The sequence below is a fragment of the Citrobacter sp. Marseille-Q3906 genome, assembly GCF_916618775.1.
Taxonomy (GTDB): domain Bacteria; phylum Pseudomonadota; class Gammaproteobacteria; order Enterobacterales; family Enterobacteriaceae; genus Citrobacter; species Citrobacter murliniae.
Window position 1 is genome coordinate 515,674 of sequence record NZ_CAKAKA010000003.1, and the last position, 18,610, is coordinate 534,283.

The 18,610-nt window shown below is 50.8% G+C and carries 18 protein-coding genes; 12 read left to right on the forward strand and 6 right to left on the reverse strand.

Annotated elements, in window-relative coordinates:
- Positions 1-4: 4 nt before the first annotated feature.
- The 3 genes from aaeB to LG384_RS19865 all read left to right on the forward strand — a co-directional run bounded on the left by aaeB (position 5) and on the right by LG384_RS19865 (position 3,817).
- Positions 5-1,972 (forward strand): p-hydroxybenzoic acid efflux pump subunit AaeB, encoded by a 1,968-nt coding sequence (aaeB, locus tag LG384_RS19855; protein ID WP_225761409.1) that lies wholly within the window; start codon positions 5-7, stop codon positions 1,970-1,972.
- A gap of 88 nt (positions 1,973-2,060) precedes the next feature.
- The gene (locus LG384_RS19860) at positions 2,061-3,509 is read left to right on the forward strand and encodes an NAD-dependent succinate-semialdehyde dehydrogenase (protein WP_200041782.1); all 1,449 of its coding nucleotides are present in this window, start codon (positions 2,061-2,063) and stop codon (positions 3,507-3,509) included.
- A gap of 29 nt (positions 3,510-3,538) precedes the next feature.
- On the forward strand, positions 3,539-3,817 hold the full coding sequence (locus tag LG384_RS19865; RefSeq protein WP_045448157.1) for a hypothetical protein: 279 nt from the start codon (positions 3,539-3,541) through the stop codon (positions 3,815-3,817).
- Positions 3,818-3,873: 56 nt separating this feature from the next.
- On the opposite strand, the gene yhcN is transcribed toward LG384_RS19865, so the two are convergent.
- Positions 3,874-4,140 carry a peroxide/acid stress response protein YhcN gene (gene yhcN / locus LG384_RS19870; RefSeq protein WP_045448153.1) on the reverse strand — a complete coding sequence of 89 codons (267 nt, stop codon included), beginning with the start codon at positions 4,138-4,140 and terminating at the stop codon, positions 3,874-3,876.
- Between the two features lie 375 nt (positions 4,141-4,515).
- Positions 4,516-4,986, reverse strand: a complete 471-nt coding sequence (gene argR, locus LG384_RS19875; protein ID WP_045448150.1) for a transcriptional regulator ArgR — start codon at positions 4,984-4,986, stop codon at positions 4,516-4,518.
- Between the two features lie 435 nt (positions 4,987-5,421).
- On the opposite strand from argR, the gene mdh reads away from it, so the two are divergent.
- Complete coding sequence (mdh, locus tag LG384_RS19880) at positions 5,422-6,357, forward strand: malate dehydrogenase (protein WP_048220470.1); 936 nt, start codon at positions 5,422-5,424, stop codon at positions 6,355-6,357.
- Positions 6,358-6,456: 99 nt separating this feature from the next.
- Here the strand turns inward: mdh and degS are convergent, their stop codons facing one another.
- From degS to zapG, 3 genes are all read right to left on the reverse strand, one after another.
- Entirely contained in the window at positions 6,457-7,524 is a 1,068-nt protein-coding gene (gene degS / locus LG384_RS19885; protein ID WP_045448145.1) for an outer membrane-stress sensor serine endopeptidase DegS, read from the reverse strand.
- 90 nt (positions 7,525-7,614) lie between these two features.
- A complete protein-coding gene (gene degQ / locus LG384_RS19890; protein WP_048220471.1) occupies positions 7,615-8,988 on the reverse strand; it encodes a serine endoprotease DegQ in 1,374 nt (457 codons plus the stop codon).
- A 168-nt stretch (positions 8,989-9,156) separates the two neighbouring features.
- Positions 9,157-9,555 (reverse strand): Z-ring associated protein ZapG, encoded by a 399-nt coding sequence (zapG, locus tag LG384_RS19895; protein WP_045448139.1) that lies wholly within the window; start codon positions 9,553-9,555, stop codon positions 9,157-9,159.
- 192 nt (positions 9,556-9,747) lie between these two features.
- Here zapG and zapE point away from each other — a divergent pair, with 192 nt between their 5' ends.
- The 5 genes from zapE (at position 9,748) to sspB (ending at position 13,394) form a co-directional block, all read left to right on the forward strand.
- On the forward strand, positions 9,748-10,875 hold the full coding sequence (zapE, locus tag LG384_RS19900; protein WP_045448136.1) for a cell division protein ZapE: 1,128 nt from the start codon (positions 9,748-9,750) through the stop codon (positions 10,873-10,875).
- 218 nt (positions 10,876-11,093) lie between these two features.
- Positions 11,094-11,522, forward strand: a complete 429-nt coding sequence (gene rplM / locus LG384_RS19905; protein ID WP_003025141.1) for a 50S ribosomal protein L13 — start codon at positions 11,094-11,096, stop codon at positions 11,520-11,522.
- Between the two features lie 15 nt (positions 11,523-11,537).
- On the forward strand, positions 11,538-11,930 hold the full coding sequence (rpsI, locus tag LG384_RS19910; RefSeq protein ID WP_003025138.1) for a 30S ribosomal protein S9: 393 nt from the start codon (positions 11,538-11,540) through the stop codon (positions 11,928-11,930).
- Between the two features lie 316 nt (positions 11,931-12,246).
- Positions 12,247-12,885, forward strand: a complete 639-nt coding sequence (gene sspA / locus LG384_RS19915; protein ID WP_045448133.1) for a stringent starvation protein SspA — start codon at positions 12,247-12,249, stop codon at positions 12,883-12,885.
- A 5-nt stretch (positions 12,886-12,890) separates the two neighbouring features.
- Positions 12,891-13,394 carry a ClpXP protease specificity-enhancing factor gene (gene sspB, locus LG384_RS19920; protein ID WP_048220472.1) on the forward strand — a complete coding sequence of 168 codons (504 nt, stop codon included), beginning with the start codon at positions 12,891-12,893 and terminating at the stop codon, positions 13,392-13,394.
- Between the two features lie 43 nt (positions 13,395-13,437).
- Here sspB and dcuC read toward each other — a convergent pair whose 3' ends face one another.
- Positions 13,438-14,805, reverse strand: coding sequence for an anaerobic C4-dicarboxylate transporter DcuC (gene dcuC, locus LG384_RS19925; RefSeq protein WP_225761410.1), 1,368 nt, complete (start codon positions 14,803-14,805; stop codon positions 13,438-13,440).
- 359 nt (positions 14,806-15,164) lie between these two features.
- Here dcuC and nanR point away from each other — a divergent pair, with 359 nt between their 5' ends.
- From nanR to nanT, 3 genes are all read left to right on the forward strand, one after another.
- Positions 15,165-15,956 carry a transcriptional regulator NanR gene (gene nanR / locus LG384_RS19930; RefSeq protein WP_045448125.1) on the forward strand — a complete coding sequence of 264 codons (792 nt, stop codon included), beginning with the start codon at positions 15,165-15,167 and terminating at the stop codon, positions 15,954-15,956.
- Positions 15,957-16,090: 134 nt separating this feature from the next.
- A complete protein-coding gene (gene nanA / locus LG384_RS19935; RefSeq protein ID WP_225761411.1) occupies positions 16,091-16,984 on the forward strand; it encodes an N-acetylneuraminate lyase in 894 nt (297 codons plus the stop codon).
- Positions 16,985-17,094: 110 nt separating this feature from the next.
- The gene (nanT, locus tag LG384_RS19940; RefSeq protein ID WP_045448119.1) at positions 17,095-18,585 is read left to right on the forward strand and encodes a sialic acid transporter NanT; all 1,491 of its coding nucleotides are present in this window, start codon (positions 17,095-17,097) and stop codon (positions 18,583-18,585) included.
- The last annotated feature ends 25 nt before the right edge of the window (positions 18,586-18,610 follow it).

The following is an 18,610-nucleotide window of genomic DNA, read 5'->3' on the forward strand; positions in this document are numbered from 1 at the left end:
CGTGATGGGTATTTTCTCCATTGCCAATCAGCATATCCGCTTTGCGGTAAAACTGGCATGCGCCATTGTGCTGGCGCTGTTTGTTGGCTTTCACTTTCAACTTGAGACACCGCGCTGGGCGGTGTTGACTGCGGCAATTGTGGCGGCTGGCCCGGCCTTTGCTGCGGGTGGAGAACCCTATTCTGGCGCTATCCGTTATCGCGGTATGCTTCGTATTGTCGGAACATTTATTGGCTGTATTGCCGCACTGATCATTATTATCAGCATGATCCGTGCGCCGCTGCTGATGATCCTGGTGTGCTGCATCTGGGCCGGTTTTTGTACCTGGCTTTCCTCGCTGGTGAAGATCGAGAACTCCTATGCCTGGGGGCTTTCGGGCTACACGGCGCTGATAATCGTCATTACCATTCAGGCGGAACCATTGCTGACGCCGCAATTTGCGCTCGAACGCTGCAGCGAGATCGTGATGGGGATCGTCTGCGCTATTGTAGCCGATCTGTTCTTTTCACCCCGTTCAGTGAAGCAAGAGATCGATGTCGAGCTGGACAGCCTTCTGGTGGCGCAGTATCAACTTATGCAACTGTGCATTAAGCACGGCGACAGTGAAGAAGTGGATAAAGCCTGGGGGGATTTAGTCCGTCGTACTGCGGCGCTGGAAGGTATGCGCAGCAACCTGAACATGGAGTCCTCACGCTGGGTACGCGCCAACCGCAGACTTAAAGCATTGAACACGTTGTCGCTGACGCTCATTACTCAATCCTGTGAAACCTATCTTATCCAGAACACGCGACCGGACCTGATTACGGACACCTTCCGTGAGCTGTTTGATACGCCAGTTCAAACGGTGCAGGACGTACATAAGCAACTCAAGCGGATGCGGCGCGTGATTGTCTGGACCGGCGAGCGTGACACGCCGGTGACGATATATAGCTGGGCAGGTGCTGCGACACGCTACCTGCTGCTCAAACGCGGTGTTGTCAGCAATACCAAAATTAGTGCGATTGAAGAAGAGATCCTGCAGGGTGAGCCGGTAGTGAAAGTGGAATCCGCCGAACGCCACCATGCGATGGTCAACTTCTGGCGTACCACGCTTTCCTGTGTGCTGGGAACCTTGTTCTGGCTGTGGACCGGCTGGACGTCAGGTAGTGGCGCGATGGTGATGATTGCGGTCGTTACCTCACTGGCAATGCGTTTACCCAATCCACGTATGGTAGCGATAGACTTTATCTACGGCACGCTGGCAGCATTACCTTTGGGGGCGCTCTATTTTCTGGTGATTATCCCCAATACCCAGCAAAGTATGTTGTTACTGTGCCTGAGCCTTGCTGTGCTGGGATTTTTCCTCGGTATCGAGGTACAGAAGCGGCGTTTGGGCTCTATGGGGGCGCTGGCGAGCACGATTAACATTATCGTGCTGGATAACCCGATGACGTTCCATTTTAGCCAGTTCCTCGACAGTGCGCTGGGGCAGCTTGTGGGATGTGTGCTGGCGTTTATTGTGATTCTGTTGGTGCGTGATAACTCCCGTGACAGAACAGGTCGCGTGCTGCTCAATCAGTTTGTTTCAGCCGCAGTCTCCGCTATGACCACTAATGTGGTTCGTCGAAAAGAGAATCACCTTCCGGCGCTCTATCAGCAACTGTTTTTACTGATGAATAAATTTCCCGGCGATCTGGCGAAGTTTCGTCTGGCGCTGACGATGATCATCGCTCACCAGCGTCTGCGTGATGCACCTGTACCGGTAAATGAGGATTTATCTGCGTTTCATCGTCAGCTCCGTCGTACTGCCGATCACGTTATTTCAGCTGGAAATGACGACAAACGCCGACGCTACTTTAGTCAGCTGCTTGAGGAGCTTGATATCTATCAGGAAAAATTAAACATCTGGGAAGCCCCGCCTCAGGTGACGGAGCCTGTAAAACGGCTTACGGGTATGCTGCACAAATATCAGCACGCCCTGACCAGCAGTTAAGAGTTAAAAACCGACGCCAGAAGCGTCGGTTTTTTTATGGCTATACTTATTCGATGTGCGTAAGCCATGACATCAGGAGGAAAAAACTATGCCTGGACTGCAGGAGAGTGAACTTTTTCAGACGGGATATCTGGTTAATGGGCAGTGGAAGACCCTGGATACCACCTTTGATGTGGTAAACCCGGCGACGGGGGAGGTCATTGCAAAGGTGGCGAAGGCGGGTAAGCAGCAGACTGAAGAGGCGATTGCTGCTGCCGCAAACGCTTTTCCGGCGTGGCGCGAAAAAACGGCGAAAGAGCGTTCGACAATCCTCTATCGCTGGTATGAACTGATCCTCGAAAACAAAAGCTGGCTGGGGCGTCTGATGACCATTGAACAAGGGAAGCCGCTGAAAGAAGCCGAAGGTGAAGTTGAGTACGCCGCCAGCTTTATTCAGTGGTTTGCGGAGCAGGCCAAACGCGCTAATGGTGAGATTATCCCTCCGATTAAACCAGGCTCGCGAATTCTCGCTACCCGTGAACCTGTTGGTGTAGTCGCTGCGATCACTCCGTGGAACTTCCCGATGGCGATGCTGACACGCAAACTTGGGCCCGCGCTGGCTGCGGGATGTACCGGGGTGATTAAGCCGGCCAACAATACGCCGCTCAGTGCGTTTGCGCTGCTAACGCTGGCGAAAAAGGCTGGTGTGCCTGATGGGGTGCTTAACGCTGTCGCGGGCAATACCCCGGAAATCAGTGATGCAATTATGGCTAGCCATAAAGTGCGTAAAATTTCCTTTACCGGCTCCACCGCTGTCGGAAAAACGCTGGTGCGTAACGCGGCCGACACGATGAAAAAAGTCTCGATGGAGTTGGGCGGCAACGCCCCATACATTGTGTTTGATGATGCCGATATTGATGCCGCGGTGCAGGGGGCCATCGCTAACAAATTCCGTAATGCGGGTCAGGTGTGCGTTAGTGTTAACCGCTTCTATATTCAGGAATCCATCTATGACGAATTTACCCGCAAACTGGCGGATGCTGTCCAGGCGCTGAAGGTGGGTAATGGTCTGGATGACGGTGTGGTGGTTGGCCCGCTGATCGAGCCTTCGGCAGTAGATAAAGTGCGGGAACATGTTGAAGATGCTATTGCAAAAGGTGCGACGATTTTGGCGGGAGGAAAAGCGCATTCGTTGGGCGGTAACTTCTGGCAGCCAACGGTACTGAGCAATTGCAACGAAGAGATGAAACTTGCCCGTGAAGAAACTTTCGGACCCGTCGCGGCCTGTTTCCGCTTTAGTCGTGAAGACGAAGTTATTCAGCGCGCTAACGATACTCCTTTTGGGCTGGCTGCTTATTTCTATACGCAAAACCTGCAGCGTGTATTCCGCGTTTCGCAGGCCATTGAAAGCGGCATGATTGGTATCAACGAATGTGCCGTTTCAACCGAGCTGGGGCCATTTGGTGGGGTAAAAGAGTCGGGGTTAGGGCGTGAAGGATCGGTGCTTGGATTAGAAGAGTTTCTGCAAGTGAAGACCTTGCATATTGGTGGTCTGTAGAGTAACCGACGGCGGGATGGTGGCTATAGATGAATATCTATACGTTTGATTTTGACGAGATTGAAGATCAAAGTGATTTCTACCGGGAGTTTACGCGTACCTTCGGCCTGGCCCGGGAAAAGGTCAGTGACTTAGATTCTCTGTGGGAAGTGGTTGTCGGGGAAGTATTGCCGTTGCCGCTGGAGATTGAGTTTGTGCATTTGCCGGATAAGCAACGCAGACGCTATGGCGCGCTGATTTTGCTGTTTGATGAAGCGGAAGAAGAGCTGGAAGGGCAATTGCGCTTTAACGTTCGTCACTCATCTTAAGAGATAAAAAAAGCCCCCGGCAGCGGGGGCAAGTCGTCGGACTAGACGACGAGGGTTTATTTGTACAGTTCAGCAGTTGCGTGCCAGTGAGCCCCTTCACGGAGTTCAGTAACGCGATAGCTGCTGGCGCCCGCTTTTTCTGCTTTGGCGACAATTTCCTGACGCATATCCATTGGTGAGCTACCAATCTGAGACACAGAGATAGTACCCATGGATTGCAGATTCTGTGCTTCTTGTGAGTTCACCTGATTTACCGCAGCGCTTGCGCCGAAAGAGATAACAGACAGAAGGCTTAAGGTTGCAACAGTAGTTTTGATTTTCATGATATTTACCTCGTCGAATACTTTTATTGGGGTCTTCGTTTCGTGACCCTCATCACAGAATCAAGTATACACTAATCACTCAGTAAATTAATACCGCGCTAATTGTTTCGTCTGGTATTATGGGTTAAAAAATATATTTTTTATAACCAAACGGAATTAAAAATACGCTTCAGGACACCGGAATTAAAATAAGTTCAATAAAATCATATTGATATGTGATTTTGCAATTTGTGCGTTTTTCATGATTATCATTCACTATGTGAATGCTTTATAGCGGTTAAACGCACTATCTGTTAAATGATTGGTAGTGAAAAACAGTGGTGTGGGTATGAAAGGAAGGTTTTTCCCCCGCCGCATGATGCGACGGGGAAGGGGTTACAGCTCTTGTTCGAAGAGCTCCAGAATAGCTTCGTACAGATCTTTTACCGTAAAGCCCATAGCCGGGGTGGTGAAGATGGTATCGTCTCCGGCAATCGTCCCGAGGATACCTTCCGCTTTACCCAATGAGTCCAGCAGGCGGGCAATTAATTGTGCTGCGCCTGGGCTGGTATGAATGACCACGACAGCATCGTTATAGTCGATATCCAGTACCAGATTTTTCAGCGGGCTTGAGGTTGTTGGAACCCCCAGTTCTGCCGGGAGGCAGTACACCATCTCCATTTTTGCATTGCGGGTACGCACTGCGCCAAACTTGGTCAGCATGCGTGAAACCTTGGACTGATTGATATTATCAAAGCCCTGATCCTGCAACGCGAGGACGATTTCGCCCTGAGAGCTGAATTTTTCTTCTTTGAGCAGCGCTTTAAACGCCTTTACTAATTCTTCTTGTTTAGCCGAGCTTCGCATAAGTCACCCGTAATATGGCGGTAGAAACAACATTATTGTGCATACAGATGAATTTTTATGCAAACGGTCTGCCTCGTTCAAGGCTGAAATAATGTTATGAAAGAGCGGAATTTTATCAAATTTCGTTATCAAGAAACATGCCTGTGTCACGGCTCGCAAATAAGATTAAAAGTAAATTAAATGTTATCAAATTGATGTTGTTTTGAGAGGGCGGTAGGGTATATTGTCAACACCTGTTGGAAAGTTGCTCTACTGGGCGGTTGTTTTGAATTACGTAACTTAGGATTTATTTTACGTAAGTTAAATGCATAAAAGCCAAATTTGCGTGACTACGCATTCTTGACGCGTGGTTATTGAATTCGTTGGATTTGTGAATTAAGGTCGCCGCCGCGGAGCAATAGACATTTTGCTTATCAATATAATAAGGAGTTTAGGATGAAAGTTGCAGTCCTCGGCGCTGCTGGTGGTATCGGTCAGGCGCTAGCATTACTGTTAAAAACCCAACTGCCTTCAGGTTCAGAACTCTCCCTGTACGACATCGCTCCAGTAACTCCTGGTGTGGCCGTTGACTTGAGCCATATCCCTACTGCTGTGAAAATCAAAGGCTTCAGCGGTGAAGATGCCACCCCTGCACTGGAAGGTGCTGATGTGGTTCTGATCTCTGCGGGTGTCGCGCGTAAGCCGGGTATGGATCGTTCCGACCTGTTTAACGTTAACGCAGGCATCGTGAAAAACCTGGTGCAGCAAGTTGCTAAAACCTGTCCAAAAGCATGTATTGGTATCATCACTAACCCGGTGAATACGACCGTTGCTATCGCTGCAGAAGTGCTGAAAAAAGCAGGCGTCTACGATAAGAACAAACTGTTTGGCGTAACTACGCTGGACATCATCCGCTCCAACACTTTTGTTGCGGAACTGAAAGGCAAACAGCCTGCCGATGTTGAAGTCCCGGTAATTGGTGGACACTCTGGCGTGACCATTCTGCCACTGCTGTCACAAATTCCTGGTGTGAGCTTCACCGAGCAGGAAGTTGCTGACCTGACCAAACGTATCCAGAACGCGGGTACCGAAGTTGTGGAAGCTAAAGCTGGTGGCGGTTCTGCAACCCTGTCTATGGGTCAGGCTGCGGCACGTTTTGGTCTGTCACTGGTTCGCGCCCTGAATGGCGAAAAAGGCGTAGTGGAATGTGCGTACGTTGAAGGCGATGGCCAGTATGCGCGCTTCTTCTCTCAGCCGCTGCTGCTGGGCAAAAATGGTGTGGAAGAGCGCAAGTCCATCGGTAAACTGAGTGCATTTGAACAGAATGCGCTGGAAGGTATGCTGGACACGCTGAAGAAAGATATTACTTTGGGCGAAGAGTTCGTTAAGTAATGCTTTCGTGTCGACCAGATAAGACGCTTCTGCGTTGCCATCAGGTTTGACGTATAAAAAAACCGGAGTAATCTCCGGTTTTTTTACATCCCAATTATACTAGTTTGTTGCCGGGTATTCCTGAACCGTCACCTGGAGCGTCAACTGTTTATCATCGCGCATCACAATGACTGAGATAACCGACCCGGGGCGAATTTCAGCCACTTGATCCATGGTCTCCAGGGCTGATACCGCAGGTTTATTGTTGACCGAGATAATCAGGTCGTTAACCTGAATACCTGCCTGCGCTGCCGGACCATCCGGGGCGACTTCGTTAACCACTATCCCCTGAATTTGATCCATCCCACTGCCCTGAGCATGCAGCGGAGCAATCTCACGACCACTAATACCGATGTACCCACGAATAACGCGTCCGTCACGAATCAGCTTATCCATGATTTTGGTTGCCAGCTGGAACGGAATGGCAAAACCAATCCCTTCAGGTGTCTCGCCATCATTACTTTTATCAAATGACAGCGTGTTAATACCCATCAACTCACCCAACGAGTTGACCAGCGCGCCGCCCGAGTTACCGTGGTTGATGGAGGCGTCTGTTTGCAGGAAATTTTGCCGCCCTGTTGGGTTCAAACCAATACGACCGGTGGCGCTGATGATCCCCTGGGTGATTGTTTGCCCAAGGTTGTACGGGTTCCCGATGGCGAGAACGACATCGCCAATATGCGGAACGCGCTTGTTATTGATTGGGATGGTTGGCAGTCCGCCAGAAGCGTTGATCTTTAGTACCGCAAGGTCGGTCAGCGTGTCGGAGCCGACAAGCAGGGCTTCAAACACACGCCCATCTTGTAAAGCGACGATGATTTGGTCGGCATCATTGATAACGTGTTTGTTGGTAATGATATAGCCGCGTTGATCCATGATAACGCCCGAGCCGAGTGTACGGATCTCGAGCTGGTTATGCGTCGTGCTATTCATACTGCGGTTGTAAACGTTAACCACGGCAGGCGCAGCGCGACGAACCGCCGGATTATAGCTGGCGGGTGTTTCATCTGCACTGTCGAACTGTGGTGCGGAAAGCGTATTAATTTTGCGCAGAGAGGGCATCGCGGCCAGCAGAATGGCGCCGACGATTAAACCAATCGCGACCGAACGTAAAAGCTTCACAAACATGATGGCGGCGTCATTAAAAAAGGGAACGGCAGCAGCATATCACGAGTTTACCGGACATCACACGGCAGGCTGATGTCCGGTTCGCATAGGTTAACGCAGGAGCAGATAGATATTATCGTTACCGCGTACCACCTGCAGAGCAATAATCGATGGTTTCGCTTCCAGGACTTTGCGCATTTCAGCAATCGAGTTCACGCGATCGCGGTTAACACTGATGATAACGTCATCTTTGTGCAGACCGGCCTGCGCGGCAGGGCTGCTTTTTTCGACGTTATCAATTTTGATGCCTTTAGTGCCGTCTTTTAACTGACCATCGCTGAGCGTTGCCCCCTGTAGCGCAGGTGCAATCATTTCTGCGCTGGCAGATGACGATGTGCTGGTGTCCAGGGTGACTTCAACTTCCAGTGGTTTGCCGTTACGTAGCAGTCCCAGTTTAACTTTGGTACCCGGCTCGGTTGTCGCGATGCGCGAACGCAGTTCAGCGAAACTGTTGAGCGGTTTGCCGTTGAGACTGGTAATGACATCACCGGATTTCACTCCAGCCTTCGCAGAGCCGGAGCCAGGCAGAACTTCGCTGACAAACGCGCCGCGCTGCACATCCAGTTTGAACGCTTTGGCAATATCGGCAGTCATTTCCGTGCCTTTAATACCCAGCAGGCCGCGTTTGATTTCACCAAACTGCATCAACTGCTGAGCCAGCGTGCGCGCCATGTTGCTTGGGATAGCAAAGCCAATGCCGATACTGCCGCCGCCCGGAGCCAGAATGGCGGTATTAATACCGATCAGCTCACCATTCAGGTTCAGCAATGCGCCGCCGGAGTTACCGCGGTTAATAGATGCGTCGGTCTGAATAAAGTTTTCCAGACCCTCCAGGTTCAGACCGCTACGGCCTAACGCCGATACGATACCTGAAGTTGCCGTTTGTCCCAGTCCGAACGGGTTACCGACTGCTACGGCGAAATCACCTACACGCAGTTTGTCGGAGTCGGCGATGGCAATTTGCGTCAGATTGCTGGGGTGTTGAATTTGCAGTAGCGCGATATCGCTCTGCTCGTCGCTACCGATAAGCTTGGCGTCGAACTCGCGGCCATCATTAAGCTGGACACTGATTTTTTGTGCCTGATTAATGACGTGATTGTTGGTTAAAACATAGCCTTTTGCGGCGTCAATAATAACCCCCGACCCCAGACCTTCGAACGGTTGCGAAGGTTGGTCTGGCAGTTCATCGCCAAAAAACTTTTTGAATTCTTCCGGGACTTTCTGTCCCTGTCCCTGAACGGCGGTACCCTCGACCCTCACGCTAACGACAGCAGGTAACACTTTCTCCAGCATTGGGGCGAGGCTGGGGAGCGCTGCCTGACCGGGAACCTGGCCGGGTATCGACGCAATGGCCTGAAACGGCGCCGAGAGAGTTAACCCGACACTTAACGCTAATGCACTCAACAGCTGGGTTTGTTTTTTCATTGATCCTGCTCTCGTACCTTGAGTAAACGGAAGATGATTCAAAACAGTTTGATGTTATTGAATTTTGGGTTTGGTCACAATGCGGCTAACGACTAAATAATAGCTGGGAAGGGAAGAGAAGCGGAGGGCGCAATTGCTGCGCCCAATAAATTTCTTAACGATGTGCAGTTAGTCGCGCTTTGCGCCACTACGCAGCAGGCCGGACGCCCCTTCGGAATAGTCACGCGGCATTTGAACCGGAGCCTGATCGTTGCCTGCTTCAGACTCTGCCAGACGATTACGGAATGGGTTGGATTCCGGTGACATACCTGGAAGAAGGTTGCTGGAGCTTTTCGCCATATGCTGATAGATCTGACGATAGTCGTCCGCCATGTTGTCCAGCAGCTCAGCGCTGCGGGCAAAGTGGCTCACCAGTTCCTCACGGTACTCTTCCAGCTCAGCTTTGTTTTTTTCAAGTTCGTACTGCAATGCCTGCTGTTGGCGTAATTTACGATTACCAAAACGCATGGCTACAGCACCAATAATGATACCGACGACTAACCCAATTAGCGCATATTCCCAGGTCATGAACATCTCCCGTTGTCTTTTGTTTCCGTAGGGTGTTGGCTTTAGGCTCCATGCCTGCGCCTGATTATGCCACTATAACCGCTAATCCCGTAGAAGTGGAATCCCGTCTTTATATCGCGTAGTGTAGAACGGCCTTTTTTTCGTCAACCGTGAGCGACGGCACATCGATTCTCAAGGAATAACAATAACATCATGCAAAGCCTTTCCCCGACATCGCGTTACCTGCAGGCCCTCAACGACGGCAGCCATCAACCTGACAACGTACAACAAGAAGCTGTGAATCGGCTGGAAACTATTTTCCAGGAACTCACAACCCGAACACGTCCTGTGCCGCAGGAGAGTGGGCTGATGGCCCGTTTTGGTAAATTGTTGGGTAAACGTGAGCCGACGGAAAATATGCCGGTACGCGGGCTGTATATGTGGGGGGGAGTGGGGCGTGGGAAAACCTGGCTGATGGATCTGTTCTACCATAGCCTGCCGGGTGAACGTAAACAGCGTCTGCACTTTCACCGCTTTATGCTGCGCGTGCATGAAGAACTTACCGCTCTGCAAGGTCAAAGTGACCCGCTGGAGGTGATTGCCGACCGTTTTAAAGCCCAGACGGATGTGCTGTGCTTTGACGAGTTTTTTGTTTCAGATATTACCGATGCGATGCTGCTCGGTGGATTAATGAAAGCGCTGTTTGCCCGTGGTATCACGCTGGTTGCGACCTCTAATATTCCGCCTGATGAGCTGTACCGTAATGGCTTGCAACGCGCACGTTTTCTGCCCGCTATCGAGGCAATCAAACAGTATTGCGACATCATGAACGTAGATGCTGGCGTTGATTATCGTCTGCGTACGTTAACGCAGGCGCATTTATGGTTATCGCCACTTAATGATGAAACTCAGCAGCAGATGGATAAACTGTGGCTGGCGTTAGCGGGCGCGAAAGGTGAGCATGCTCCGACGCTGGAGATAAACCATCGCCCGATGCCGACGTTAGCCGTAGAAAACCAAACGCTGGCGATTTCGTTTACCACGCTCTGCGTCGATGCGCGTAGTCAGCACGATTACATTGCGTTGTCGCGCCTGTTCCATACGGTGCTGTTATCTGATGTACCAGTGATGACACCGTTGATGGAGAGCGAAGCACGGCGTTTTATCGCGCTGGTTGATGAGTTCTACGAGCGCCATGTCAAACTGGTCGTGAGTGCGGCATCCCCCTTATATCAGATCTACCAGGGTGAACGCCTGAAGTTTGAATTCCAGCGCTGCTTGTCGCGTTTGCAAGAGATGCAAAGCGAAGAGTATCTGAAACGGGAACATTTAGCGGGTTAAACCCGCCGCAAATCACATAAAGGGGTCGATCTTTGACCCTGACTTCTCTATAATCTTGCGACCCCACGTTACGAGAGAGTTTTTTTCCCAAAACTTTCTATGTGCCGGCATAGGCTATTCGAAGGGGTAGGTTTGCTGGACAATGTCGTGTGAACCTCAACTGACAAAACGTTTGGGTGTTCACCAACGTGTAACTTATTTATTTGGGTAAGCTTTTAATGAAAACTTTTACAGCTAAACCAGAAACCGTAAAACGCGACTGGTATGTTGTTGACGCGACCGGTAAAACTCTGGGCCGTCTGGCTTCCGAACTGGCTCTGCGCCTGCGCGGCAAGCACAAAGCGGAATACACTCCGCACGTAGATACCGGTGATTACATCATCGTTCTGAACGCTGACAAAGTTGCTGTAACCGGCAACAAGCGTACTGACAAAGTGTACTATCACCACACCGGTCACATCGGTGGTATCAAACAAGCGACCTTTGAAGAGATGATTGCTCGCCGTCCTGAGCGTGTGCTTGAAATCGCGGTTAAAGGCATGCTGCCAAAAGGCCCGCTGGGTCGTGCTATGTTCCGTAAACTGAAAGTTTACGCTGGCAACGAGCACAACCACGCGGCACAGCAACCGCAAGTTCTTGACATCTAATCGGGATTATAGGCAATGGCTGAAAATCAATACTACGGCACTGGTCGCCGCAAAAGTTCCGCAGCTCGCGTTTTCATCAAACCGGGCAGTGGTAAAATCGTAATCAACCAACGTTCTCTGGAACAGTACTTCGGTCGTGAAACTGCCCGCATGGTAGTTCGTCAGCCGCTGGAACTGGTCGACATGGTTGAGAAACTGGATCTGTACATCACTGTTAAAGGTGGTGGTATCTCTGGTCAGGCTGGTGCGATCCGTCACGGTATCACCCGCGCTCTGATGGAGTATGATGAGTCCCTGCGTGGCGAACTGCGTAAAGCTGGCTTCGTTACCCGTGATGCTCGTCAGGTTGAACGTAAGAAAGTCGGTCTGCGTAAAGCACGTCGTCGTCCTCAGTTCTCCAAACGTTAATTGGTTTCTGCTTCGGCAGAGCTCAATTTGCGAAAAAACCCGCTTCGGCGGGTTTTTTTATGTATACTCGCCGCGAAGATCCACGGTAATGTGCTGATTGCCACCTCTTTTTCCCCATTTCCAGAATCGACTCACCACAAAGGTCACAAAATCTGGTAAACTATCATCCAATTTTCTGCCCAAATGTCCGGTATCGTTCATTTTTTGTTTGTATTTTGAGCAATAATGGCTTTCCCGAATATGGGTGACACCACTTCTGACTGGCCATATATAGTGGCTGGTAGCAGTAAAATTCTGAATATACCTGGAGGTTTTCATGGCTGTCGCTGCCAACAAACGTTCGGTAATGACGCTGTTTTCTGGTCCTACTGACATCTATAGCCATCAGGTCCGCATTGTGCTGGCTGAGAAAGGTGTTAGTTTCGAGATTGAGCATGTGGAGAAGGACAATCCACCTCAGGATCTGATCGACCTCAACCCGAATCAGAGCGTACCGACACTGGTGGATCGTGAGCTGACCCTGTGGGAATCTCGCATCATTATGGAATACCTGGATGAGCGTTTCCCGCATCCGCCGCTGATGCCGGTTTACCCGGTTGCGCGTGGTGAGAGCCGCCTGTACATGCAGCGTATCGAAAAAGACTGGTACACGCTGATGAACATCATCGTGAACGGTTCTGCTTCTGAAGCTGATGTCGCTCGTAAGCGACTGCGCGAAGAGTTGCTGGCGATTGCGCCAGTATTTGGTCAGAAACCGTATTTCCTGAGCGATGAGTTCAGCCTGGTAGATTGCTATCTGGCACCACTGCTGTGGCGTTTACCGCAGCTGGGTATTGAATTCAGCGGTGCAGGTTCGAAAGAGCTGAAAGGATATATGACTCGCGTCTTCGAACGTGACTCATTCCTGGCTTCTCTGACTGAGCCTGAACGTGAAATGCGCCTGGGCCGGGGTTAATCTGTATGGATTTGCCACAACTATCACCGCGCCGTCCGTATCTGCTGCGTGCATTTTATGAGTGGTTGCTAGACAACCAGCTTACGCCGCATCTGGTGGTGGATGTGACGCTCCCGGACGTGCAGGTTCCTATGGAATATGCGCGTGATGGGCAAATTGTTCTGAATATTGCACCGCGTGCAGTTGGGAACCTGGAACTGGCTAACGATGAAGTGCGCTTTAACGCGCGTTTCGGCGGAGTACCACGTCAGGTTTCTGTGCCGCTGGCTGCTGTTCTGGCAATTTATGCTCGTGAAAACGGTGCCGGTACGATGTTTGAGCCAGAATCCGCCTATGACGAAGATGTCGCCAGCCTAAACGATGACGACAACGAAGCTCCTGGCTTTGAGAGCGAAACGGTCATGTCCGTCATTGATGGTGATAAACCTGACAACGGCGACGACAATGACCCGGATGATACTCCACCGCCTCCTCGTGGTGGACGTCCAGCGCTACGCGTAGTTAAATAAAAAAACAGGCCCTTTGGGCCTGTTTTGTTTTCTGCGTTCGGGGTTAGTAAAACAGCGCGATTGTGGCGATCATATTCACCACAAATCCTACGGCCATTGGGATCGCCGTACGTTTAACCACTTCAAAAGGCGATACCCCAGCGATGCCTGATGTCACGACAATGACTGCGGTGATCGGTGAAACTGCGCGTGCCAGCGTGGTGGCGAAATGCATAGGCATAATCATTACGACAGCCGGAATATGCAGCCCGGCAGCGATATCCGGGATCAGGCTGGCAAAAGACATAAACGGTGCGTTGCCGGACCCCATTACGATTGCGCAGGCAGCAATAACCACAGCCATAATGATCATCACCCCGATACCGCCGAGCCCGGATTGTTCCGCACCTTTAATAACCGCGTCGACGGTGCCGATAGTGGTCAACCCTTTAGCAAAGATCTCGCCTGCCACCACCAGCGTAACGACATTCGCAAACTGCGTGCCCATGCCGTCGAAAAAAGCCTGCACATCGTCCATTGTTTCGCGCAGATTGTGTTTGCGAAGGAACTCTACAAACATGGTCACTGTCATGCTCAACAGCATCACCACCACCAGATTCAGTTCTGCTTTCATCAATCCCTGATGTGCAAGGAACAGCGAACCCAGCATCAGGATCAGCGGCATTACTGGTAAAATGGCATAATAGAGCGGTGGTACATCTTCGAGCCTCTTTTGTTCGGCGAAACCTGCGCTATCCGGTAACGCTTTTCTATCAAACTGGCGCTGCACGAAAAAATGCGCAATGGCAACGGCGATAATTACGCAGGAAGCCACTGGTAACTGGTAATGGAAGAAGTAGGTGGCGATTTTCATTCCTGCCACTTGTGCGGCAAAAATTGAGTTGGTTTCCAGAATGCCCCATTCAATCGACATTGAAGTGGCAATAACTGCCACCGCAGACAAACGGCTCACACCAAGGCTGACTAATGTCGGGAAGAGCGTGACCATCAGTAGCATGCCTAACCCGGAGGCGCTGGTTATGAACTGTGCCATGATCTGGCCGATCACATAGGTGGCGGCCAGAACGATGTAAGGTGATCGGATAACCTTAAGAGGTCGACTTAACAGGCTAACCATGGCTCTACTGGCTCCCATCCTGTCCATATAGCGGGCATAACCGCCCACCGCCATGATTGACAGTCCAAGTCCTGCGGCCCGGCTTGAGAGCATACGCAGAATTTCGTTATAAATATCGACCAGCAAATAGCCGCTGCTTTTATCAGGCGCGACCAACGCACCGTAGCCCAGCCAGACCCCGCAGATCATTAGAAAGATCCCGGCAGCTGCCAGTACCACTTGTGGTTTGTAGTTTTTGAGGATCAGATAACCCATCGTTAATAAAACGATGACAGAGATAATGATGCCGAACATTTTTTCACTCCATGGCAGAGAAGAACATAAATCCGGTAATTACATTGTTATAAATGCGGATGTTATATTTTTTCTGCGCCTTTTTATGGAGTGGATATCTTATTTTTTATTCAGAGTTTAAAATATTTTTCGTTTTAAAATAGATGGTTATGATAATTTTTCACGATCATGTTCGCTAATTTCATAAATCAAATATAGTGTTCTGTAATTAAATTTAACCTGAATGTTTTTATGATAAATAATATTTCTATTTTGTATATTCACAATGTGCCAGCTTTGCCGGGCGACCATCATTACACCCTGCTTTCGATCCTGTGTTAGGATGAACTCGCTGTTGTTTGTCACCTCGACTTAGCGGAATGGACCCTATGAACGCATTTGATTCGCAAGCTGAAGACTCTCCATCGACCATTGGCCGTAGCTTACGTAACCGTCCACTGGCGCGTAAAAAACTGTCTGAAATGGTTGAAGAAGAGCTGGAACAGATGATTCGTCGTCGGGAATTTGGCGAAGGTGAGCAGTTGCCGTCGGAACGAGAGCTGATGGCTTTCTTCAACGTGGGTCGTCCTTCCGTGCGGGAAGCGCTTGCTGCGTTAAAGCGTAAAGGTCTGGTGCAAATCAACAATGGCGAACGTGCCCGCGTTTCGCGCCCCTCTGCAGATACTATCATCAGTGAACTGTCCGGGATGGCGAAAGATTTCCTCTCGCATCCGGGAGGCATCGCTCACTTTGAACAGCTACGGTTGTTCTTTGAATCCAGCCTGGTGCGTTACGCTGCGGAACATGCCACTGACGAGCAAATCGATCGGCTGGCGAAAGCGCTGGAGATCAACAGCCAGTCGCTGGATGACAATACGTTGTTCATTCGTTCGGACGTTGATTTTCACCGAGTACTGGCGGAGATCCCTGGTAATCCTATCTTTATGGCGATCCATGTCGCGCTGCTGGACTGGCTGATTGCGGCTCGTCCGACCGTTGCCGATCAGGAATTGCATGAACACAATAGCGTGAGTTATCAGCAGCATATTGCTATTGTCGAGGCCATTCGCCAGCACAATCCTGATGAAGCTGACCGCGCCTTACAAGAACATCTCAACAGCGTATCCGCCACCTGGCACGCCTTCGGTAAAAATAAAAAATTGCGAAAGTGATCGCGATCCTGACGATCGTTTAGTGAGGCAGATCGCACTATAAGCGTTCTGTATTGTATTGCTGCTTATTTGATCTGGTATAACAGGTATAAAGGTATGCAGTCAGATAACACTAATCATCGACAGAGGTAGTTATGGCAAGAGATTTAAAAGGCGTAATGCCGGCGTTGTTGACTCCGTTCGACAACCAACAGCGACTGGACACTGAGAGTTTGCGTCGTCTGGTGCGCTTCAACATTGAGCAGGGTATTGATGGGCTTTATGTCGGTGGTTCTACCGGTGAAGCCTTTGTACAGAGCCGTGCTGAAAGAGAGCAGGTGCTGGAAATTGTTGCTGAAGAAGCGAAAGGTAAAGTCACTTTAATCGCGCACGTTGGCACAATCAGTACCGAAGAGAGTCAACAACTGGCGAGCGCCGCGCATCGCTACGGCTTTGATGCAGTCTCCGCAGTCACTCCGTTTTACTATCCGTTCAGCTTCGAAGAACATTGCGATCACTATCGCGCAATCATTGATTCCGCTGATGGCTTACCAATGGTGGTGTATAACATTCCAGCACTGAGTGGCGTCAAACTGACGCTGGATCAGATCAACACACTGGTGACGCTGCCGGGTGTTGGCGCACTGAAGCAAACCTCTGGCGATCTCTATCAGATGGAGCAGATCCGTCGTGCGCATCCTGATCTGGTGCTTTACAACGGTTATGACGAAATTTTCGCTTCTGGCCTGCTGGCTGGCGCTGATGGCGGAATTGGCAGTACCTACAACATCATGGGATGGCGTTACCAGGGAATTGTGAAAGCGCTCAAAGAAGGCGACGTCCGGACTGCACAAAAGCTGCAAACCGAGTGCAATAAGGTTATCGATCTGCTCATTAAAGTCGGCGTATTCCGTGGTCTGAAAACGGTCCTGCACTTTATGGACGTGATCTCCGTACCGCTGTGCCGTAAACCGTTTGCTCCTGTAGATGAAAAATACCTGCCAGAACTGAAAGCATTGGCTAACCAACTGCTGGCGGAAAAGGCGTAACAGCGTATAGCCGGGGGCGCTTCGTTTGCCCGGCCTACATATGTCGATCGTAGGCTGTATAAGGCAACGCCGTCATCCGGCACAACAACAAAAATCGTCGGGAGAGTAAAATGAGTACTTCTACCCAGAGCATCCCGTGGTATCGCCATCTCAACCGTGCGCAATGGCGGGCATTCTCAGCCGCATGGCTGGGATATTTGCTGGATGGTTTTGATTTTGTGTTAATCGCCCTTGTGCTGACGGAAGTACAAGGTGAATTCGGGCTGACGACGGTGCAGGCCGCCAGCCTGATTTCAGCAGCCTTTATTTCTCGCTGGTTTGGTGGACTGATGCTGGGGGCGATGGGCGACCGTTACGGGCGTCGTCTGGCAATGGTCACCAGTATTATTCTCTTCTCTGTGGGAACACTGGCCTGTGGTTTTGCGCCGGGTTACACCACTATGTTTATCGCTCGTCTGGTTATCGGTATGGGGATGGCGGGTGAATATGGCTCCAGCGCGACCTATGTTATTGAAAGCTGGCCTAAACACCTACGCAACAAAGCCAGCGGTTTCCTGATTTCTGGTTTTTCTGTGGGGGCGGTGATAGCCGCTCAGGTTTACAGCCTGGTGGTTCCGGTCTGGGGATGGCGCGCGCTGTTCTTCATTGGCATCGTACCGATTATCTTCGCCCTCTGGTTGCGCAAAAATATTCCGGAAGCTGAAGACTGGAAAGAAAAACACGAAGGCAAAGCGCCAGTGCGCACAATGGTGGACATTCTCTATCGGGGTGAACATCGGGTTATCAATATACTGATGACCCTCGCTGCTGCGACCGCGCTGTGGTTCTGCTTCGCGGGTAACCTGCAAAACGCGGCAATCGTGGCGATCCTCGGGCTGATATGCGCCGTCATCTTCATTAGCTTTATGGTGCAAAGCAGCGGTAAGCGCTGGCCAACGGGCGTGATGTTGATGGTGGTTGTGCTGTTTGCCTTCCTCTATTCGTGGCCGATTCAGGCGCTGTTGCCAACCTATCTTAAAACTGAACTGATGTACGACCCTTCAACGGTTGCCAGGGTGCTGTTCTTTAGCGGCTTTGGCGCGGCGGTTGGCTGTTGCGTCGGCGGCTTTCTTGGTGACTGGCTGGGGACCCGAAAAGCCTATGTCTGTAGTCTGTTGGCATCGCAATTGCTGATTATTCCGGTGTTTGCGATTGGTGGTACAAACGTCTGGGTACTGGGGTTGCTACTGTTTTTCCAGCAAATGCTTGGGCAAGGGATCTCCGGGATCTTACCGAAACTGATTGGCGGTTATTTCGATACCGATCAGCGTGCGGCGGGTTTGGGCTTTACCTATAACGTCGGTGCATTGGGTGGAGCGCTGGCACCGATCATCGGGGCGCTGATTGCACAACGTCTGGATCTGGGGACTGCGCTGGGATCGCTTTCGTTTAGCCTGACCTTTGTGGTGATCCTGCTGATAGGCCTCGATATGCCGTCCCGCGTGCAGCGCTGGCTGCGACCGGAAGCGCTGCGCACGCATGATGCCATTGATGGTAAACCGTTCAGTGGAGCTGTGCCGTTTGGCGGTGATAAAAGTGCTTTCGTGAAATCAAAAGGTTAATCCGTTTGCCCGGTCCTGATCCGGG